A 22,595-nucleotide genomic window follows, 5' to 3' on the forward strand; every position below is an offset into this window, starting at 1 on the left:
TAATGATGTAAACAGCATTAGCAACTAATACATAAGTATAGCTTTTTTTCCATTTTTTTTCTTTTTTAGTTTCCATTTTGAGTTTTAGTTTTTTAATTCCTGTTTTGGAGCCTCTATGGGTTGTTTTAACGATATAATATTCGAAAGTAATCGATAAGCACCGGGAACACCTTCAGGCAATTCTCTAAAAAAGCTCAGGCCTGTGTAAATGTAGTATCCTTTTCCATATGGAGCCACTAACAAAGCACCATTTTTTCCAGACTCACCTTTATCATGGGAGGATATAATAGGAGTAAAAGCAGAATCGAACTGGTTAGGATAATATAATCCTTGTTCCTGTGTCCAGCCTTCAAAATCTTTTGTACTGATTTTATTTGGAATATTTAAGACCGGATGATTTGGGGCTAAAAAAGTAATTTTCGCATTTTCTTCTGTAACACGATCATTAGAAGGTTTAAGCGGGTAAGGAGCTATCTGGTCAGTAATTAATTTACCATTAGTGTTGTATTGTACAATCATAGTTTTGCCACTTTTTACAAAATCAAAGAGAATAGATTGTTTATTAGCCAGAGCATTTACAGTGTTATAGGCACGAATTCCGGTAATTACAACAGCAAATGAATCAAGTTTTTCAGGAGTAATTTCTTCCGGTTTTAAAATGGTTACTTTATAGCCCATCTGTGCTAAGCTTTCAGGAACTTCATCACCTGCACCCATAATATAGCCAATAGCACCACCACTTGTTTTTAAATCAATTTTTAAAAATTTTGATTCAGCAGATTTTAAAACCATTTGTTTGGTAATATGCGCAAAATCAATTACTGTTTCATCTTTGTCAAAACGTTGATTGTTAATAATTACAACGCTTTTAGCAATAGCTTCTTCAAAATTTGATGGAGGTGTAACTTCAAAGTAAAATGTTTGTTCCATGCCTTTTTTATCCAAAGAAAACGGAATTAGTTTTGGAGAAACTATCCAGTTTTTAGGCAGCTCAAGTTGCAAATCTCCCTTAATACCATCTTTTCCGGCACGTACTTTTACCGGTACCAATTTACTTTTATTATCTTTAAAAATCAGTACTTTTTCAAGAATTGAAGTAGTTACTTCCGGTACAATATCCAGAAAATTGTACATTTCGCCATTTACACCATCGTTGTATTTATATACTACAGTTCTTTCAAACGGAATTTCAATTCCATTAATTTTCACATTAAAAACAACTTTTACATCTCTGATAATATCCGGAATTCCTATGATTTCCTGCTTAGAAACGGTATACATTCCAACACTTGCTTTTTCTTTCAGCCAATAAGGTTGTGTATATTCCATAGTCTCGGGAAGCTCAATTTCGAGTTTTAATCTTTGGTCGTTATTGTTTTTTAAGAAAAGTTTATATTTAACCGTGGTTTTGTTATCCGGTAAAGAAGTTAAGCCTGTCAATTGCATTTCAACTGAAGATCTGTTGATTGCTTCAAGATTTAATTTAATAGTGCTTCCTGGCGTTGCTTCCTGTTCTTCGGCAACTGCTTCTAAATATAAGCCTGCACTGGATGCGATGATGTTTTTTATAGCATCCGATTTTAAATCTTTCCAATGAGTATCTTCTAAAGACTGAATCATATCATAGGCACTTACCAAATCAGGAATACTGGCTGATGGATTATTGAAATTATAATTGGTAATAATTTTTGAAATCAGTTCCCCAATTGGTTTTCCGTTTTTGACACGGTTCCATGTAGTGTCAATTCCATCAAATAAATTGTTGCGGTCTTTTGGTTTCTCTCCATTTATCGGTTCCAGATATTCAGTTTCGTTACCACGGCTTCCTGTACTTCCAAAACCCTGAGACTGATGACGGCTGCGACTTAAAGCTGCAATTTCCTGATTAGATTTTCCTGTTCTGGCATAGTAAACTCCAGTTTCCAGTGTAGTAAATTTAGATTTATCAGCAGCATCAAACTTTTCCTGACTGCCGTAAAACCACCACGACGGATTAAAAAACTGTCGTTTCACCTGCCATGGATTTACATATTCTAATTGTTCAGGATATATTTTAGGATTATTTGTTAAATCAAAACTCTCAACACTCAGCATTGCGGATGAAGTATGATGTCCATGAGTAGTTCCTGGCGAACGATGATCAAAACGGTTAATGATTACATCTGGCTGGAATTTTCTAATGGTCCAGACAACATCGGCAAGTACTTTGTCTTTGTCCCAAATTTTTAAAGTTTCATCAGGGTTTTTAGAAAAACCAAAATCATTCGCACGAGAAAAAAATTGTTCCCCGCCATCAATTTTTCTGGCTTCAATTAATTCCTGAGTTCTAATTACACCCAATAATTCACGTAATTGAGAGCCAATTAAATTTTGTCCACCATCGCCACGTGTTAGAGATAAATAACCGGTCCTGGCATTTACTTCATTGGATAAATATGAAATTAATCGCGTATTTTCATCATCGGGATGTGCTGCAATATACAGTACAGATCCTAAAAAGTTTAATTTTTGAATTTGATTATAAATTTCAACAGCATTAGGTTTTTGTGGCTGTTGAGCAAAAGAAATTTGTATACTGATAAAAAAAATTAAAAAGAGCTGAGTTTTTCGCATAGCGTGATTCGAATTTTTGAAATAGCTCCAAAAATACTAATAATATCTGTGTACAATATTTAAATGATATGTTAATGTTCAAATTATTTCAGATTTAAAAGATACTTTATTGTCTTTAGGAGCTATTTCCAGCTGTACACTATATCTTTTGTGGCAAACGCTGCCACAAAAGGATGCCGTTTCCATCTGGGCTAAGGCTTTAGGTTTAATTAGAAATTGAGTAAAAACTAATATTTTAAAACTTCAATAATTGGATCTAAAAAAATACTTTTTTCTAAACCAAAAAGCAACATTTACAAGTGCAATCAATGCAGGAACTTCAACCAATGGACCAATAACGCCTGCAAAAGCCTGCCCGCTGTTAATTCCGAAAACACCAATGGCTACCGCAATTGCTAATTCAAAATTATTTCCTGTAGCTGTAAAAGCAATCGCAGTACTTTTCGAATAATCGGCACCAAAATACTTTCCGATAAAAAAGCTAATGACAAACATGACAACAAAATAAATCACCAAAGGAATCGCAATTAGAAGTACATCCATCGGAATTTCAACAATCAATTCTCCTTTTAGACTAAACATAATCACAATCGTAAACAGTAAAGCAATCAAGGTAACAGGAGATATAAAGGGAACATATTTATTCTGAAACCATTCTTCTCCTTTAAGTTTTACCAAGCTATAACGACTTATACTACCAAGTGCAAAAGGAATTCCTAAATAAATGCCTACGCTTTCTGCAATTTGCCCAATGCTTATATCCACGTTAAATCCTGTATACCCAAAATAAGGAGGTAAAATCGTGATAAAAATATAGGCGTAAACACTATAAAGCAAAACCTGAAAAATACTGTTTAAAGCGATTAATCCTGCGGCATATTCACGGTTTCCATCAGCCAGGTCATTCCAAACCACAACCATTGCAATGCAGCGCGCTAAACCAATAAGTATCAAACCAATCATGTATTCCGGATAGCTTTTTAAAAATAGAAGCGACAGTGAAAACATCAATATTGGTCCTACAATCCAATTTAGGAATAATGAGGCGCCAAGGATTTTTGTATTTTTAAAAACCTCTCCCATGTTTTCATATTTCACTTTTGCCAAAGGCGGATACATCATCAAAATGAGTCCAATTGCCAACGGAATATTGGTAGTTCCGCTGGAAAAGGAGTTTATAAAATTTCCGCTTGACGGAATAAAACAGCCAATAGCAACACCTATTATCATGGCAAGAAAAATCCAGACTGTAAGAAATCGATCCAGAAAACCCAGTTTTTTTCTTTCGGCAACCGGAGTACAATGATTTATAGCCATATTATTTTTTTATTTGAGAGAAAACATAAAACATTTCAGTTGCAATTTGAAGACTGCGTTCCTGATATTTCTCAGTTTGCTGTGCTGTATTATCAAAAGCTTTTGGATCTTCAAACATAATCGGAATTCTGTTTTCTGCCCCTGCAATGAACGGACAGCCACCGTCAGCCTGTGAGCAGGTCATGATTGCAGCAAAACCACTTTCAGGATTGAATATATCATTATAAGTTTTAGAAAAACCAATAATTGGAGGTGCATTCTCAGCAAATTTTATGGCATAAACGGGATTGTTTTCCTGAGAAAGTTTTTGAATTTTAAAACCTGTGTTTTCTAAAACTTCAGCAACTTTTGGAAACATTGCTGTAGCTTCTGTTCCTCCCGAATAGCAAAAGACATTTTTGATTCTGTAATAATGCGCTGCCGTTTGCGCCCAAATTTGCGATAAATGACTTCTTCTGGAATTGTGTGTACAAATTAAATTCAGGCGAATGTCTTCTTTACTGTCAACTTTAAACTGAATAAAATCTATAAGCGGCTGCAAAATATTTTTGCGTTCAAAGTCAATTCCATCAAAATCAAAAGATAACACGGTTTGTTCAATTTCAGGAAATAAAATTTCTTTATTTAGCATTTTCTTAGATGTAAAAATTAGCAGCAGCTTCCGCCAGGAGTGCAGGAATTAGTGTTGTCTGTATGAAGTTGGGTAAGATTCAATTTAGATTTTTCTGTAGGAGTTCCACAATTTTCCTGAGCCAAACAAGCCGTTTGCTTATTAAGAAGTTGAAAATCTTTACCATTAAAGTCTAAATCATATTTGCCAATAGTATGGTCTTGGTATTCTACTTCAATTTCAAAATCTTCAATTCCCAAAACCTTTTCCGAAAGCTCGATAATATGAATCAGTTTTTGTGGTTTTAAGCGATGTTCAAAATCATTGGCATCCCAAAGCTGAAAATTAACAACAGTTTCTTTGCGAACCGTTCCGCCACAATCAATAAAATTTTTGGTAATTAAACCGACTTCGGTTACATGAAAATATTCCGGAACATAGCTTCCGTTTGGTAATTGAAAATTTACTGTTTCAACAGTATTCAGTATTTGTTTGATTTCTGAAAGTTTCATAATCTTTTATTTAATTGTTTATTGCAATATTGCGATTTTTGTTGCGAAAAAAAGTTTTTAACAACACTTAAGTTGGATTTTTCTAAAGTAAAAATTGAATCCAGGTATATAAACCAAAACATGTAGTAAGCCTATTAAAATTGAACCAGGTAAGATATTTAGAACAATTATTTTAAAAAGATTATAACTTTCAAATTCCTGAAAATTATTTTGCAAGCTCATCATGCCTTCTTTTGTAAGATTGATTTTAAGGACTAGAAATACAGCAAGACCGGCAAAATGAAAACCATTTACCAAAAGATGTATCATATACTCCCAGCGAGGTAGACCACCCATAAATTCCCGACTGTCTTTTTCTACAAATGCATCGATAGTCATTATAAAAATGTCTAGAAAAATAAATAGTACACCTATAAAAAATAGTTTGTTGTTTTCGATGCTAATAAACAATGTATAAAGAATACCTGAAAATAAAAAAGCTCTTATAGTATGTATGAGATGCTCAAATTTACATTCTTTATATTCATGCAAACGATATTTATAAAGATGTAAATACACTCCATCAAACAATGCTAATGCTGAATATAAGATTAATAATATTGTACAGATAACAAAAGCAGTTTCCATATTAACAGCATTTTTGATTTGTAACAGTCAGGATAATTTTAGAAAAGTATTCCTTTAAGGTATCAAATGTTTTTTCGTCGATACAATAGCAAATCGAATTTCCTTCAATGTTTCCTTTGATGAGACCTGCGTTTTTCAATTCTTTCAAGTGTTGAGAAACTGTAGGTTGTGCAAGAGGAAGCTCATTTACAATATCACCGCATATACAAGTGTCTACTTTTAATAAGTATTCAATGATGGCAATTCTGGCAGGATGTCCTAATGCTTTTGCAATTATAGCAATCTGATTTTGCTTATCGGTAAAATGATCTGTTTTAGTTGCGCCCATTATTTTATTTTTATATTGCAATATTACGATAAATATTTTAAAAAAAAATGATGATGACATTTTTTTTATATCTAAAGACATAGGTTAATCCGTTGGTTGAAATTGATTAAAAAAAATGATTCGATTATAAAAAGTATAAAATCGGGAGTAAAACATCATTTATAACTTAAGGAATTGATGTCATCCTGAGCGGAGTCGAAGGCTTTTGAACACGAAAGGGCTTCGACTAAGTTTATCCTGAGCGAAGACGAATGGACTCAGCCTGACACTTATTTTTAATTTCACCCAACGGGTATAGGTCAATCAAATTCCATTTTTAAGATGTAGAAAATAATAACAAATATCATTCAAAACGCATTCTTTACATTTAAGTTGTGGCCGACAGATTTCCCTGCCTAAAAAAGAAATTGCCATACCAATTTCTGACCAGATTTTCTTTGGTAAAGCTTCCATCAATTGTTTTTCTACTTTATTGCCATCCTTGCTTTCCTGGGCAATCCCCAGTCTGGGAGCAACACGAATTACATGCAAGTCAGTGATAATGCCTTCTGCAGGCTGATCGGTTTCCCTTAAAATCACATTGGCAGATTTTCTTCCTAAACCTTTCAAAGCGGTAAGTCCATTCATGGTGAGTGGAATACTTTTGTCATCTTTTATGGTTCGGGCAATTTCTAAAAGCCAGTTTGTTTTGGTAGCATGATTACGAACTTTGCTGACGTATGGTGTAAAAGTTTCTGAATCTGCTTTTGATAAACTTTTTAATGTTGGGAATTTAGCAAACAGAGCTGGAGCTATATTATTTATATTCGCATCAGAATCCTGCGCTGATAAAACAACCATTACCAATAACTGATATGTGTTTTCATAATTCAAAGGATGTTTTTTGCCCTTATATTTCTTTAAAATGGGTTTTAAATCTTGTTCCCAATTTCTTTTTTCTCCAAATAAATCCATGTCAATTTCAATTTAATTATTGTTGTTCTCCAATGAATTCTGAAATTTTTTTGATTACATCATGACTTCCTAGAATTTTGCGGTGTCCTAAACCTTCAGTTAAGTATAAACTACCGTTTTTAAGATTATTATGAATGTGAATCCCTGCTTTTACAGGAACTTCCGGATCATTTTTGTCATGAATTACCAAGACTGGAATTTCTATTTCTTTTGCGGCTTTATACGCCGAAAAATCATCCATCTTTACATGGTATCTATTTTCAAAATAATCACGAAGACGAACACTAATTTCGGGTTTTAATTTTAGTTTAGAAATAAAATCATCCAAAATATCCTGTACAATATCACCACTTCCAATGATTACAGCTTTTTTAACTTTTAAACCGTTTTTGAGTGCATTCAAAACCGACATTCCGCCTAATGAATGACCAATAGCAATTTCAAAAGGACCATATTGTTTTTCAATTTCTAAAAGCGATGCTATAAATTCAGACATTATAGTAGTACTGCCTTTTGATTTTCCGTGGGCAGGAGCATCAAAACTCACAATTGAATATCCATTTTCTAATAATGAATCGGCGATTTTGAACAATTGTGTTCCCCTTCCTGACCAACCGTGTACCAGCAATATTTTTTTATTGTTTTTTCCATATTCATAAACTGTGATATCTTTATGTATAGCAGGAATATGAAGTGTGTTTTGGATACTTTCTGAATCCATTTTTAATTCTCTTTTCGGAATTTTATGTTTTATAGGTGTTGTAAAAAGTTTAGCCGCATATATCGTAACGAGTTTATGGGAAATAATCGCACATAATTTGACAGAAACAATAATAAAGAATGGGATTTTTAGAGATTTTGTAGGATTTGGTGTTTTTTTTGGCATAATGATAAATTTTACTCCAAGGCTAAATTTTATTTATTTTTTCCTAAATTTAAAAAACATAAAAGTACCACAAATTATCAGAGTTTTAATATTAATAGACTCTAGTATCAATTTTATAAATAGAAGTCTTACATGAAAATATTTCATATTAGTGCTGAGTGTTATCCAATGGCAAAAGTGGGCGGTTTGGCCGATGTTGTTGGCGCATTACCTAAATACCAAAAAAAAGCGGGTCATGAAGTCAGGGTAGTAGTTCCATGTTATGATACTAAATTTAAAAATGAAAATGTTTTTGAAACGGTATATTCCGGTAATGTTGTATTAGGGAATTTTGATTTTCCATTTAATGTCTTAAAAGAAGCAACAGATAAATTAGGATATGAATTGTATCTGATTGAAATAAAAGAATTATTTGACAGGCCAAATGTTTATGGTTATGAAGATGACATTGAACGTTTTGTATCCTTTCAAATTGCTACTTTAAACTGGATTTTAGAGGAGAATATAATTCCGGATGTCATCAACTGTCATGATCATCATACAGGATTAATTCCGTTTATGCTTCTGTATTGTTATAAATATGAAATTCTAAGTAATGTTAAAACCGTTATTACTATTCATAACGGATTGTATCAGGGATGGTTTAATCATGATAAAATGAATTATATCCCGGAGTTTGATGTACGTCATGCCGGTTTTCTGGAATGGGATAATTGTCTGAATTCGTTGGCAGTAGCGATTAAATGTGCTGGTGCAGTGACTACTGTTTCTCCAAGTTATCTGGATGAAATTAATGTTTCTGCAAACGGACTGGAATCATTATTTAATAAAGTTCGGATCAAATCAAGAGGAATTTTGAACGGAATAGATATCGAAGTATGGAATCCGCTAACTGATAAAATGCTGGAAGAACATTATTCTATTGAAAACTTTGACTTTGGAAAACAAAAGAATAAAGAAAAATTGTGTGAGCGGTTCGAATTAGATTCTTCTAAGCCTTTGTTTAGTTTTATTGGGAGATTGTTTGATGAAAAAGGAGGTGATCTTTTGCCTCAAGCTTCGGCGTTGTCTTTGTCTGAGAATTTCGAAAATTTGAATATCCTGATTTTAGGATCGGGAAATCCTGATATTGAAAGTCAATTAGTTCAGTTAAAAGAAGAATATCAAGGAAATTATAATGTTTTTATTGGTTATAATGAAGAATTAGCGCATTTGATTTATGCAGGTTCAGACTTTATTTTAATGCCTTCAAGAGTCGAGCCTTGCGGGTTAAACCAGATGTATGCTTTGAGATACGGAACCATTCCAATAGTAAGAAGAACTGGTGGTTTGCGGGATACAGTAATTGATTTTGGTGATAATGGAAACGGAATCTGTCATGATCAGGCTTCGGTTGAGGATGTTTGCTATTCGATTAATCGAGCTGTAAAATTATATACTGATAAGAATCATTTCAATCAAATAATAAAAAGAGGGATGGCTACAGATCATTCCTGGGAAAGAGTTTGCCAAGAATATATCGAAATATATAACCAAATAATTGAAAAAAATGAAAGTTAACAAAAAGGGAGTCGTTGCTATTATTTTAGGAGGTGGTCAGGGATCACGTTTATATCCATTAACAGAAACCAGATCGAAACCAGCTGTTCCGATTGGTGGAAAATACAGATTGGTCGATATTCCGATATCCAATTGTATCAATTCCGATATTTTTAAAATATTTGTTTTGACCCAGTTTAACTCGGCTTCATTAAATGCGCATATTAAAAACACTTTCAATTTTAGTATTTTCAGTCAGTCATTTGTTGATATTTTAGCTGCCGAGCAAACTCCTGATAACCCAACCTGGTTTCAGGGTACTGCAGATGCTGTTCGTCAGTGTATGTCACATTTTTTAAAACATGATTTTGAATATGCTTTAATACTTTCCGGAGATCAGTTGTATCAAATGGATTTTAATGAAATGCTGGAAGCTCATATTGCTGCAGATGCTGCGATTTCTATTGCGACGTTGCCAGTAAATGCAAAGGATGCTCCTGAATTTGGAATCCTAAAAACCAATAATGAAAGCTGCATTGAAGCTTTTATCGAAAAACCAAATGCTTCACTTTTGCCAGAATGGGAATCGGAAGTAAGTGAGCAAATGCAGGCTCAGGGAAAAAAATACCTGGCTTCTATGGGAATTTATATTTTTAACCGCCAATTATTGGAAGATTTGATGGCAGATCCTGATACTAAAGATTTTGGTAAAGAAATTATTCCGCAAGCTGTTGGTAAACATAAAATCCTGAGTTATCAGTATGAAGGATATTGGACAGATATTGGAAATATAGAATCCTTTTTCGAAGCAAACATTGGTTTAACTGCAGATATACCAGAATTTAATTTGTTTGATAACGATAACAAGATTTTCACACGCCCAAGATTATTACCGCCATCAAAATTCAGAAATTCAAATATTAATCAATCCCTAATTTCTGAAGGCTGTATCATCAATGCACAGGAAATAAAAAGTTCTGTAATTGGCATACGTTCCAGAATTGGTGACGGAACTATTATTCAGCATTCGTATGTAATGGGTAATGATTTTTATCAGGATCTCGATGAAATGAATCAGGACACTATAAATAATAAGATACATATTGGAATTGGAGAAAATTGCTTTATAAAAAATGTTTTAGTTGATAAAAATGTACGCATCGGAAATAATGTCTATATTAACGGAGGTAAGCATTTAGAAAATTTCACCAATGAATTATACAGTATTAAAGATGGTATTGTTGTCATTAAAAAAGGAGTGGTGCTTCCGGATAATTTCAGGATAGATTAGTTTTTAGTCCTTAGTACCTGGTAATTAGTGATTAGCTAGAGGTAATTAACTAGGAAAAATCATTAAAATAAATGCTATTAATTAAGAACTGTTACTAAGAAACCATTATTACTCATCAATAAACAACAACTAATTACTAAGTACTATTCACTAATTACTAATAATATATGTCCAACGTTATAACGCATTCCCTATTTACCGATTTTGATATCGATTTATTCAAGGCAGGAAAACACTTTAGATTATACGAAAAATTAGGTGCGCACTTAGTTGAAGTCAATGGGGTTAAAGGTGTTTATTTTGCTGTTTGGGCCCCAACAGCACAATCTGTTTCGGTTGTAGGCGACTTTAATTACTGGACTCAGGGTGAGCATTTACTTCAGGTACGTTGGGATTCTTCAGGTATTTGGGAAGGCTTTATTCCTAATTTAGATAAAGGCGCACTTTATAAATACAAGATTCAGTCTAACATTGAGGGAATCGTAACTGAAAAATCAGATCCTTTTTCTTTATACTGCGAAAAACCACCCCATACTGCTTCTGTCGTCTGGGATTTAGATTATAGCTGGAAAGATGAAAACTGGATGCAGTCACGTAAGGAAAAGAATGCTTTAGATAAACCTTATTCGGTTTACGAAGTACATTTGGGCTCCTGGAAACGTGGTAATGATAATAAGTTTTTAACCTATTTGGAATTGGCTGACGATTTGGTTGCTTATGTTAAAGAAACAGGTTTTACACATGTAGAATTTATGCCTGTTATGGAATATCCTTATGATCCATCATGGGGCTATCAGCTTGTAGGATATTTTGCACCAACATCCCGTTTTGGAAAACCACAGGATTTTATGGTACTGGTAGATAAATTACATCAGGCCGGAATTGGGGTAATTTTAGATTGGGTCCCATCCCATTTTCCTGATGATGCACATGGGCTTGGATTTTTTGATGGTTCACATTTGTATGAACATCCGGATCGCAGAAAAGGCTATCATCCCGACTGGAAAAGCCTTGTTTTTAATTATGGACGTAATGAAGTTCGCGCTTTTTTAATCAGTAATGCTGTTTTTTGGCTTCAAAATTATCATGTTGACGGTTTACGTGTTGATGCTGTAGCGTCGATGTTGTATTTGGATTATTCCAGAAACGATGGCGAATGGGAACCTAATATTTATGGAGGAAATGAAAATTTAGAAACTATCAGTTTTCTTAAGGAATTTAATGAAGTAATCTACGCTAATTTTGAAGGTGTTCAGACAATTGCAGAAGAAAGTACTTCTTTTCCAATGGTTTCCAGACCAACATTTACAGGAGGCTTAGGCTTTGGAATGAAGTGGATGATGGGGTGGATGCATGACACTTTAAAGTACTTTCAGAAAGAAACCGTTTACCGAAAATATCATCAGAATGATTTGACTTTTTCAATGACATATGCATTTACCGAAAATTTCATGCTGCCTTTTTCACATGATGAAGTGGTTTATGGGAAACAGTCTATTGTCTATAAAATGCCGGGCGATGAATGGCAGAAATTTGCCAATTTAAGGTTGCTTTACGGTTATATGTTTACCCATCCGGGAACCAAATTATTATTTATGGGTTCTGAATTTGGGCAGACTGCCGAGTGGAATTTTGAAAACAGCCTCGACTGGCATTTGTTGCAGTATGATTATCATTCAGGCATAAAAAAGATTGTGACCGATTTGAATTTATTGTACAAATCACAGCCTGCGTTATATGAAAAACAGTTTAGTGGTGAAGGTTTTGAGTGGATTAATTATTCGGATCATCAAAATGCGGTTATATCGTATATCCGAAAGGGAAATAATCCTAAAGAAAATTTGATTGTTGTTTGCAATCTTACTCAGGTAGTTCGGGAAAATTATAGAATTGGAATTCCTCACAAAGGAAAGCTAAAAGAAATTTTTAATACTGATTCTCCTCTTTACAGCGGAAGTGGAGTAGGTAATCCAGGAACTTTACAGATTGAATCTTCTTCCTATGATGGAAGGGATTTTTCTGTTGAATTAATTTTACCGCCATTAAGTGTTACAGTTTATTCTTTCGTGTAATTGAACAACTTTTTTTAGACTGTTATTTTGTTATTTTTAAAGTTATAAATTACTGAATTGATGTTTTTTTGATATATATTTTATCACTCATTCAGAAAAAACGTTTTCGTTAATAAACCTAATAATCATAGGGGCTTACTTAGTTTTTTTGTATGTTTGGAACGAACATATGTTGGTTTAATTAATTCATTAGCAATATGATTGTAAATACACAGTTAGAGTATAAGGGAGATTTGTATCCGTCAAAAATTGTGTCGTATGAACACGAGGGTGATTCTATTTTTTTTAATACTGATAATAAGGTAATCCTAAAAGTTACTATTTTAAGGGATAGTTTAATCCGTTTTAGATTTACTACGAAAGGCTATTTCAGTAACGATTTTTCGTATGCTATCGATAAAAGCCAGTTGCATGGATATAACTTTCTCGAACTGACAGAAGAAGAAACTTATTTTCAGATTAGAACCAGTAAAGTAAAGTGCAAAATTCAAAAAACAGATCTCCGTTTGTCAATTTATGATTTAAATGACTTTTTAATTCTGGAAGACGAACTTGGTTTTCATTGGGAAGAAAGTTATGAATATGGCGGGAATATTGTAAAAATGAGTAAATCATCAAAAGATGGTGAATGTTTTTACGGTCTTGGTGATAAAGCCACTCAAATGAATTTAAAAGGCAAAAGAGTTGAGAATTTTGCTACCGATCAATACGCTTATCAAAAAGATCAGGAACCCTTGTATAAGGTTGTTCCGTTTTATATTGGCCTGCATAACAAGCAATCCTACGGTATTTTCTTTGATAATACATTCCGAACTTTTTTTGATTTTTGCCAGGAAAGAAGAAACGTTACAAGCTTCTGGGCAGAAGGTGGCGAAATGAATTATTATTTTGTTTATGGCCCACAAATGCAGGATGTAGTGACAACATATACCGACTTAACAGGAAAACCTGAATTACCTCCGCTTTGGGTTTTGGGATACCATCAATGTAAATGGAGTTATTATCCTGAAAGCAAAGTAAAAGAAATCACCTCAAAGTTCAGAGAACTTAAGATTCCATGCGATGCCATTTATCTTGATATTGATTATATGGAAGGTTTTCGATGTTTTACGTGGAATAAAAATTATTTTCCGGATCCAAAGAAAATGGTCACTGAATTAGCCGAAGATGGTTTCAAAACAGTTGTAATCATTGATCCGGGAATCAAAATTGACAAGGATTACTGGGTGTATAAAGAAGGATTAGAGAAAGATTATTTCTGCAAAAGAGCCGATGGACCTTATATGAAAGGAAAAGTGTGGCCGGGGGAATGTAATTTTCCTGATTACACCAATCCTGTGGTTCGCGAATGGTGGGCAGGATTATTTAAAGAATTAATCTCGGATATTGGTGTAAAAGGAGTCTGGAATGATATGAATGAACCTGCAGTTATGGAAGTTCCTAATAAAACTTTTCCTATGGATGTTCGTCATGATTATGATGGAAATCCTTGCAGTCATAGAAAAGCACATAATATTTACGGAACACAAATGGCAAGAGCAACTTACCATGGTGTAAAAAGATTTGCTTATCCAAAACGTCCATTTGTTATTACAAGATCAGCTTATTCAGGTGCTCAGCGTTATACCTCGTCCTGGACTGGTGATAATGTAGCAACATGGGAACATTTATGGATTGCCAATATTCAGGTACAGCGCATGTGTATTTCCGGAATGGGCTTTACAGGTTCTGATATTGGCGGCTTTGCAGAACAGCCAACCGGCGAATTATATGCCCGTTGGATTCAGTTAGGTGTTTTTCATCCTTTCTGTAGAACACATTCTTCCGGTGATCATGGAAATCAGGAACCTTGGGCTTTTGATGAGGAAGTAATTAATATTACACGAAAATTTGTGAGTCTTCGCTATCAGTTATTACCTTATTTATATACGATGTTCTGGCAGTATATCGAAGAAGGGATTCCAATGCTGAAACCTTTGGTATACTACGATCAGGATGATACACAGACACATTATCGCAATGACGAATTTATCTTCGGTAATCACATACTGGTTTGCCCGATTCTGGAGCCTAATGCCATAGGAAGACGTATGTATATTCCAAGAGGCGAGTGGTACAACTATTGGACAAATGAATTTGCAACTGGAGGTCGTGAAGTTTGGGTTGATTCTAAATTTGATGAAATTCCGGTTTTCGTAAAAGCAGGGTCTGTTATTCCAAAATATCCGGTTCAGCAATATGTTGGGGAATTAGAGTTTGATGAACTTGTACTCGATTATTACTTCAAAATGGGAAAGGAAAAATCAGAAGTTTATGAAGATGCACAGGATGGTTATGATTACAAAAAAGGACGTTTTAGCTTTCTGTCTTTTAGAACCGTCGGAAAAGAAAAAGAAGTAATTATCCAGTTGTACAAAGAGGGAAAATATGAAACTCCATACACTAAGTACAAAATCAACTTTATAGGATTACCTTTTAAAGTGACCGAAATTGAAATTGACAATGAAAAGATTGAATTTAACGCAGCCGATTTTGAATCAAACCATTTCTTAATCGTTGAAAAAGAATTCAATGAACTTCATATTATTGGAGAATAATTTATTTGGGTTTTAATAAAAACAGCGAACTTAAATTGTAAGTTCGCTGTTTTTATTTTCAATTTTTCCCGTTATTTTTTCGATTTTAATCTGCTTAAGGTTTCCTGCGAAATATTCAGATATGAGGCAACCACTTTATTAGGAAGTCTTTTTACTATTATAGGTTTTTCTTTTAACAGATTTTCATATCGGGTCATTGCGTCCATAGTGATAAATGACATTAGACGATTCGTATTGGTAACGTATGCAAATTCTAAATAATTCCGGTAGAATTTTTCCCAGACAGGATATTTGTTCAAAAGGCTAAAAAAGTCACTTCGATCAATATAAAGCAAATCCGAATCTTCGAGAGCCTGAACATATTCTACTGCAGCGGTTTGGGTAATAAAAGATACTAATGCGGAAGCAAAATGATTTTCAAAAGCAAGAAAACGGGTAGAATCCTGTCCTTCTTCGTTTATGAAAAAAATACGAATACATCCCTTTTTTACAAAATAAAGTTGTTGACCAAACTCGCCGTGACTTACCAAAAGCTCATTTTTCTTAGCAGAAATTGTCCTGAAAAAAGGCAAGATAGAACCTAAATCCTCATCTGAAATGCTAATTTTATCTCTGATAAACTGAGTCAGCTGTTCATACATACTGTTATTTTTTACAAATTTATAAAGGATAGACCTATAAAATTAAGGCCGGACAGATTGTGTTTTATCTTTATTCGTTGCTTTTTCTGCAAGTTTTCTAGCTTTTGGAATAATTAAAAATGCAGACAGATAAGCAACAGGAAGCATGATACTCCATGCATTTAAAAATTTAAAAAACCAATCTTCTCCAAAACCATAATTGCGGATTAATCCAACAAAGGCCATTATTAATGTCATTGGTAAAACTACAAATAATGTATTGATATACTTAAAGTGTTTTTTATTCATCTTTTTGTTTTTTATGTTCATTGCAAAGATGAAATTTGTGAAGACCTGAAAAATTGATGTAAGTCAATAAATTATACTGATCTCGGATTAATTGGAATTGCTCAAAAAAAAAATAATCTTTTTTCAGGCTTTTGATTGTCTGAAAAAAGATTATTTATAGGTGTCAGAAGTACTTAGTGCTCTGTAAAATTATTCCTTTTTTAATTGATTAATAACTTCTGAGGGAACTTTAATTACCGTTCCGTGGCGTGTCCCCTTAGGAAAACTAACCTCGTCAGAAATATCTTCCCAGCCTTTAGAAGTTTGTTTTACGGCTCCATACTTCTTTTGTGTATATTTATCAAAGTAAACAATCCATTCATTACTTATTTGAATAGCAGTAGGACCTTCAGCCCAATAATTTCCTGTAATTGGGTCACTTGCTTTTGTGTATGGTCCTTCCAGTTTTTTGCTTGTGGCAATTTTTAAATTCTTCTGAACCGGGACTTTTGTTTCGTCTTTTAAATACATCGTAAATCCATCTTCAGTCTTTACAATTGAAGCGTCTATGACATTAAAGCCAGGTTCATAAAGCAATTTTGTTTTAGAAAACTTTTTAAAATCTTTGGTTGTGGTATAATAAATCCTGTGATTGTATCCTTTTTCTTCTTCCGATTTGGTTTCTAAAAACTTTCCGTCGATTGTAGAAGCCCAGTAAATCATATAGGTTTTGGATTTTTCATCATATGTAATTTCCGGAGCCCAGGTATTTCTTGTTTTTTCTTCATGTGCCATAACCGGAATAAATTCCTGTTTTGACCAGTGGATTAAATCTTTTGAACAAGCATAGCCAATACCTTTATCTGTCCAGCTTACTGTCCAGACCATGTGATATAAGCCGTCCCCACCTTTAATTACGCAAGGATCTCTCATAAGTTTGTCTTTTCCAACTTCAGGAGTTAAAAAAGATGTGTCATTTTTTAAAGTATTCCATTTATAACCGTCTTCGCTGTACGACAAATGTAGCCCGTCTTCGCCATTGCCTTTAAAATATGTAAATACATAACCATCAGATTTTAAAGTATAATCGTTAACAGCCAGCCATTTTTTGCAGGTTTCAGGCCAGAAGGTGTTGGTACCTTTTACACCAAGACCAAAACCATGACCTCCGTTTTCGTATAAATGCATTTCTGCCGGAACTTTTTCTTTTTTTAAGGCTAAATAGTAATTAATACTATTTTCTACAGGAACAGCTTTATCATCAGTAGCATGCACTAAAAATGTTTTTGGTGTTGAAGCTTTTATCTGTTTTTCATTCGAATATTTATCAACTATTTCGCCCTGAGCATTTTTGCCTAACAAATTATCTTTTGAACCTAGGTGTGTAATACCTTCCTGCATGGATATTACAGGATAAATCAGAATCGAAAAATTAGGTTTTGCACTTGTTGTGTCACTAGGTGTATAGACTTTATCGTCATAATGAGTCGCTAAAGTTGATGCAAGATGTCCTCCGGCAGAAAATCCCATAAAACCAATTTTGTTAGGATCTAATTTCCATTTTGCAGCATTTCTTCTAACCAGACGGACCGCTTCCTGAGCATCCTGCAAAGGTGCAACAGTTTTGTTTTTCATGATTAAATCGCTCGGCAATCTGTATTTTAAAACAAAAGCATTTATTCCTAAACTGTTAAACCATTCAGCAACTTTATAACCTTCTTTGTCAATGGCCAGCATTCCATAAGCACCTCCGGGACATATTATAACAGAAGTTCCGTTTGATTTTTCCTGATCTGCAAAATAAGCTTTGAGAGTAGGTACTGTAACTTTGCGGACATCCACAGCAATACCATCTTTATTGGTTACTATTTTCTCGATATATTCTTTAGAAATAATTTCATCAGGGACTTTATCCCATAATGGAATTTCCTTTTTTTGAGAAAAAGCAGTAAGGCTTATTCCTAAATAAACAAAAAAGAATAGTGCTTTTTTCATTATTTCATTTTATAAATTTCTGATCCGGCCAATAAAAAACAGCCTAATCCGTAATCTTCAAAATCCGGAATTTTATCATAAGATAAGGGTTGACCATCTTTAGGTTCTTTTCCTGTTGATTGTAAAAAACCTAAAAATCCATTTTCATGTAAGCTTTCTTTGATTATTCCATTCCAGGCTTTTTCAACGACTGGAAGATACGTTTCTTTTTTCAAAATTCCACTGTTTATACCGTATGCCATTCCGTAAACGAATAAAGCGGTTCCTGATGTTTCTTTTTCGCCAAAATTTGTTGGGTCATGTAAACTTACATTCCAGAACCCATCAGGTCTTTGAATAGGTACTAAAGCTGCTGCCATTGCTTTTAAATCTTTTACATACTGATCTCTGTGAGGCGCATTTTGAGGAATTATTGTCAGGACTTTTGCTAATGCACCAATTACCCATCCATTTCCGCGGCTCCAGTAGCAGTCTTCTCCATTTGGTTCTTTGTAAGGAGGATCAAAATCGGCATCACGCCACCATAAACCATCTTTTGGGTTAAAAAGACCGTTATCACCATGTTTATTTCTTGAATACATATACATTTGATACATCTTTTCGAAATAGCGATTGTCTTTTTCTAAAACTCCCAATTTTGCAAAAACCGGCATACCCATCTGAATAGCATCAATCCAAGACCAGTCGTCTAATTGAGGTGTATTTAGCAGCATATTGATATTTGCTTTGGTGTTTTTTAGCTTTTTAGCATCAGGTTCTAAATTATACAAATCAATATAGGTTTGGGCTGCACAATAATTGTCTGCATTTCGGGTTACATTTCCACTATTAAAACCCCATTTGTGAAATTCTGACCAGTCATAAGCGTAGTTGTAATAGGCTTCTTTTGGAAAGATTTCATGCAAAGCCATTAATCCTTCATAATATACTCCACGCGTCCATATATTACTTGGACGTTCTTTATTAGTTATTATTGTTTTACCTGTTTCCGGCCATTTTTGCATGAAATAATCATTAGCTAAAATCATTTGTTTCAGTACCAGTTTTTTATCAAATGGCTGTTGTGCGTTTGTGGTATTCGTATATAAAAAGCATATAGCGAAAACTAAAAGTAACTTTTTCATTTTTTTTATTATTGAGAAATTAATTTTGTTGTTTTAAAGGTGTAATCGTAACAGGACCTAATAATCCGGATGGCATTGGACTCCATTTCGTTGCATCAAATTTTTTATAGTCTTTGTCAACCATATTGATTTCATAGAAAATCTTCCATTCTTCACCTTTTAGTTCTTTATCACGAATTCGGTTTGCAGAAAGGTTTGTTACCTGAATTTTTAAAGTGTTTTTTCCGGGTTTTAATTTTCCAATGTTCAGTTTATAAGGAACCGACCATGCAGTACCAATAAATTGATCATTTAGCCACACTTTTGCACTTTCGCGTACATCACCCAAATTTAGATTCCAGTATTCTGTTTTAGCATTAGGATTGTCAAATTCAAGGGTATATGTTGCCGATCCGGAAAAAGCTTCAGCTTCAGGACCTAATTTTGTCCACGATTTCAGATTTGAAACTGTCGCAGTTGGAGGTAATTTCGGCCCGCCTTTGTCAAAATTGATTTTCCAGTTTCCTTTTAAGGCAATTACATCTGCAGTTGGTTCATAGTAATTCCATTTTTTTTGGGAAGCTGTATTTTCTGTTTTAAGGAAATAAGATTGGCCAGGTTCAATTTTGATTTTAACTAAAGTTGTGTTATCGGATTTTTTTACTACTGCATTACCGAATTCTCTGTTTAAAGGATCGAAAATGATAACTTCTTTATTGCCAATTTGCAATGGAATGAAATCATCAATTGTTTTTGGAGTATGATTTACCAAATAATATATTTTTTCACCATCTAAATCTCTCCTAATAAACTTCAAACCTGTATTGACAAGTGTTTCAGGATATATTTGAGCATTTTTCAACGTTTCAATAATATTTGAAACTGGTTTTACAGCTTCTTTATTTTCGGCTAAAACATCTTGAAGTTTTGCTTCCTGTTTTTTGTAATCATTAAACCCAGGAACAGATTCAGGTAATCCTTCAAAAATAATTTTACCGCCTGCTTTTTGTAATTCAATTAGTTTTAGCAAAGTGGCAAGAGGCATTTTTTTAGATGCAGGAACAATTAACGATTTAAAAGTACCGCCCGAAAGGCTGATTTTTCCATCTGTAACTTTTGCTTCGGCAATGAAATTATCAGAGATGAAATCGACACCATAACCTTTATTCATTAATTCTTTAGTGATATTGTAAAACGGAGTTCCATGTAGCCATTCAGATAAGGAATGTATTTTATATTCTACAAATAAACTTCCTTTTTTATACTTGTCCCAATTGTCAAAAATAGGCCAGTAAAGCAATATTTCATTATCAGCTTTTCCTTGCTGCAGCATTGACTGGCAGTTTGATATGTACGAGAAAAGGGCAGGAGCATCTTCCCAAATGCTGTTGGTTGCATTAAAATTTACAGAAGCATAAAATTTCCATCCTGGCCAGACCGCTCTGTCCGGTGAATAAGTGGATCCATGAAGAAAAATATGATTGACACCATTTAGCATTAAATCTTCTGCTTCTGGTTTGCATTGAGACAAAGCCGTTTTAAAATGTTCTCTTAGCCATGTAAACGTTTCTGATGAAACCAGGTTTTTTCCTGAAATATGTGCTGCTGATGATGAGAATTTAAGCATTACAGGATCAGCATCGCCTTCTCGAATATCTTCTTTATCCCTTCTAAAACCCGGAATATCAAAAGGCATAGAACCAAAAGTTTCACATTCAGGGATGTCAGCAGAGGCGTATAAATCAATTAGATTTCCAGGTGACCCATGTGCCTGAAGTTTAGTTTTGAAGTTTTTTGAATGTGCCCATTGCGTCCACGGCTTATCAAATTTATTCAATAATAAGTCGGATATGGTTTGTCTGTAATCACTTCTTATTCGGTTAGAAATTTCCTCATCTTTTTCATTCAGTAACACTGATAATTGCTTTTTAAGGTCGTAACCTCTTCGATTTTGGAATTCCTCGAAAAAGTTTGGAGTAAAGTCGGTTCCGTATACTTCATAGCTATCATTAAAAATAGCCCTGATTTTTCCTTCACGTCCTTTTAAAGCCTTGTTGAATGGAACTACATACGCATTCAACGCTTCTTCTGAATAATGATCTAAAGTATATCCATTTCCTCCCGGAGCTGCTCTTTTTACCTTTTGTCCGGTCTTACCGCTAAAAACAGCATAAATGGTATAATCTGTTTTTTTTGCTTTCCATTTTAGTTTATTTGGTTCTAATGTGTTGCCTAAGCTTACAGAAGATCCTTCGATACCTTTATCATTTAGTTTTGAATTTTTATTTTTTAATTGATCGGTTAGATTTACATAACTTCCATCACTGCCGTAGGCTAAAACATATAACAGTTCTGCGGGAGTCTTTTCCTTAGTGTCTTCCAGTTTTATAGAACGATCTATTGTTTCATTCTCTTTTAGCTGATATTTTTCTACAATCAATTTAGTGGCTGCATGTGGAAGGGTAACATGAGCGCCTCCGTAAGGCCATCCGGTACCTAAAACCATATCAACCTGCATTTTCAGACTGTCTGCTACATGAATAGTATAATCCAGCATTTCCATCCATTTTGGAGATAAATAATCAATAAAATTATTTTCCTCACCTCTTACACCATATATAGGAGTAATTTCTACACCGCCAATTCCGGCTTTATAAAAATCAACGAGACTCTTTTTTAAGTTAGGCTTATCAACGGCGCTTCCCATCCACCACCAACGAGCCCAGGGCTGATTTATATTACTGGAGTTTGGCCATATAGACTTGTCTTGTGAATAAGTATGGAAGCTAATGAATATCGTAAAAAATAAAAAAAGTTGTGTTTTGATAAGTTTCATTATTAGGGTTGTATTCAATTGTTGATAGTTATTTATTTAAAGCTGGCAATGAAAGTAAAAAAATCATGAAAAGTAAATGTATATGTGATTTGCGAAATTCCTATCCTGTTCCATCCTGTTGTTTATTATTGATAATAAATTAGTAAATAAGAGATAAACTATGTTTTTCTTGATTTGATATGTTTTTGTGTAAAAAAGTATGAATATTTAAAAAATAATTTAGTTAAATTTTAGATTTTTTATTACAAAATAGCTGCTGTGTTTGGTCTTGCTAATCAGTAAGTTGTCCTTTTCTTGTTAATTAAAAATTAAAGATAAAGTATAATATACTGAATTCTAACAGGATACTACAGGATGCTGTGGGTGTCCCTTCTAAATAAATTTGAATAAACTAATTATTAACGAAA

The 22,595-nt window shown here is 33.7% G+C and carries 17 protein-coding genes; 4 read left to right on the forward strand and 13 right to left on the reverse strand.

The annotated features are described in order from the left end of the window. Positions 1 to 84 precede the first annotated feature (84 nt). The 8 genes from JE46_RS01425 to JE46_RS01460 form a co-directional block, all read right to left on the reverse strand. A complete protein-coding gene (locus tag JE46_RS01425) occupies positions 85 to 2,613 on the reverse strand; it encodes a PIG-L family deacetylase (RefSeq protein WP_031453470.1) in 2,529 nt (842 codons plus the stop codon). A gap of 243 nt (positions 2,614 to 2,856) precedes the next feature. After that, positions 2,857 to 3,930, reverse strand: coding sequence for an ACR3 family arsenite efflux transporter (gene arsB / locus JE46_RS01430; RefSeq protein WP_031453471.1), 1,074 nt, complete (start codon positions 3,928 to 3,930; stop codon positions 2,857 to 2,859). A 1-nt stretch (position 3,931) separates the two neighbouring features. Then, positions 3,932 to 4,561, reverse strand: coding sequence for an arsenate-mycothiol transferase ArsC (locus JE46_RS01435; RefSeq protein WP_031453472.1), 630 nt, complete (start codon positions 4,559 to 4,561; stop codon positions 3,932 to 3,934). A 17-nt stretch (positions 4,562 to 4,578) separates the two neighbouring features. Further along, positions 4,579 to 5,052, reverse strand: a complete 474-nt coding sequence (locus JE46_RS01440) for a DUF6428 family protein (protein WP_031453473.1) — start codon at positions 5,050 to 5,052, stop codon at positions 4,579 to 4,581. 57 nt (positions 5,053 to 5,109) lie between these two features. After that, on the reverse strand, positions 5,110 to 5,679 hold the full coding sequence (locus tag JE46_RS01445; protein ID WP_051872787.1) for a hypothetical protein: 570 nt from the start codon (positions 5,677 to 5,679) through the stop codon (positions 5,110 to 5,112). Between the two features lies 1 nt (position 5,680). After that, positions 5,681 to 6,007: an ArsR/SmtB family transcription factor gene (locus tag JE46_RS01450; protein WP_031453475.1), complete on the reverse strand. Its 327-nt coding sequence runs from the start codon at positions 6,005 to 6,007 to the stop codon at positions 5,681 to 5,683. 303 nt (positions 6,008 to 6,310) lie between these two features. After that, entirely contained in the window at positions 6,311 to 6,961 is a 651-nt protein-coding gene (locus JE46_RS01455; RefSeq protein ID WP_031453476.1) for an endonuclease III domain-containing protein, read from the reverse strand. A 16-nt stretch (positions 6,962 to 6,977) separates the two neighbouring features. After that, the gene (locus tag JE46_RS01460) at positions 6,978 to 7,847 is read right to left on the reverse strand and encodes an alpha/beta fold hydrolase (protein WP_031453477.1); all 870 of its coding nucleotides are present in this window, start codon (positions 7,845 to 7,847) and stop codon (positions 6,978 to 6,980) included. Positions 7,848 to 7,979: 132 nt separating this feature from the next. On the opposite strand from JE46_RS01460, the gene JE46_RS01465 reads away from it, so the two are divergent. The 4 genes from JE46_RS01465 (at position 7,980) to JE46_RS01480 (ending at position 15,346) form a co-directional block, all read left to right on the forward strand. Then, on the forward strand, positions 7,980 to 9,407 hold the full coding sequence (locus JE46_RS01465; protein ID WP_031453478.1) for a glycogen synthase: 1,428 nt from the start codon (positions 7,980 to 7,982) through the stop codon (positions 9,405 to 9,407). Continuing rightward, positions 9,397 to 10,677, forward strand: coding sequence for a glucose-1-phosphate adenylyltransferase (locus tag JE46_RS01470; protein WP_031453479.1), 1,281 nt, complete (start codon positions 9,397 to 9,399; stop codon positions 10,675 to 10,677). The genes JE46_RS01465 and JE46_RS01470 overlap by 11 nt, the downstream gene beginning before the upstream one ends. A 167-nt stretch (positions 10,678 to 10,844) precedes the next feature. Next, positions 10,845 to 12,749 (forward strand): 1,4-alpha-glucan branching protein GlgB, encoded by a 1,905-nt coding sequence (gene glgB, locus JE46_RS01475; protein ID WP_031453480.1) that lies wholly within the window; start codon positions 10,845 to 10,847, stop codon positions 12,747 to 12,749. Positions 12,750 to 12,946: 197 nt separating this feature from the next. Beyond that, positions 12,947 to 15,346, forward strand: a complete 2,400-nt coding sequence (locus JE46_RS01480; RefSeq protein ID WP_031453481.1) for a glycoside hydrolase family 31 protein — start codon at positions 12,947 to 12,949, stop codon at positions 15,344 to 15,346. A gap of 71 nt (positions 15,347 to 15,417) precedes the next feature. Here JE46_RS01480 and JE46_RS01485 read toward each other — a convergent pair whose 3' ends face one another. The 5 genes from JE46_RS01485 to JE46_RS01505 form a co-directional block, all read right to left on the reverse strand. Continuing rightward, positions 15,418 to 15,987 (reverse strand): Crp/Fnr family transcriptional regulator, encoded by a 570-nt coding sequence (locus tag JE46_RS01485; RefSeq protein ID WP_031453482.1) that lies wholly within the window; start codon positions 15,985 to 15,987, stop codon positions 15,418 to 15,420. A gap of 42 nt (positions 15,988 to 16,029) precedes the next feature. After that, complete coding sequence (locus tag JE46_RS01490; RefSeq protein ID WP_031453483.1) at positions 16,030 to 16,275, reverse strand: DUF2798 domain-containing protein; 246 nt, start codon at positions 16,273 to 16,275, stop codon at positions 16,030 to 16,032. A gap of 189 nt (positions 16,276 to 16,464) precedes the next feature. Next, positions 16,465 to 18,249 (reverse strand): alpha/beta hydrolase fold domain-containing protein, encoded by a 1,785-nt coding sequence (locus tag JE46_RS01495; RefSeq protein ID WP_083480828.1) that lies wholly within the window; start codon positions 18,247 to 18,249, stop codon positions 16,465 to 16,467. After that, entirely contained in the window at positions 18,249 to 19,373 is a 1,125-nt protein-coding gene (locus tag JE46_RS01500) for a glycoside hydrolase family 88/105 protein (RefSeq protein ID WP_031453485.1), read from the reverse strand. Before JE46_RS01500 ends, JE46_RS01495 begins: the two co-directional genes overlap by 1 nt. 19 nt (positions 19,374 to 19,392) lie before the next feature. Further along, complete coding sequence (locus tag JE46_RS01505) at positions 19,393 to 22,188, reverse strand: glycosyl hydrolase (protein ID WP_031453486.1); 2,796 nt, start codon at positions 22,186 to 22,188, stop codon at positions 19,393 to 19,395. Between the last annotated feature and the right edge of the window lie 407 nt (positions 22,189 to 22,595).

Origin of the sequence: Flavobacterium chungangense LMG 26729, from assembly GCF_000735715.2 — a bacterium.
GTDB lineage: Bacteria > Bacteroidota > Bacteroidia > Flavobacteriales > Flavobacteriaceae > Flavobacterium > Flavobacterium chungangense.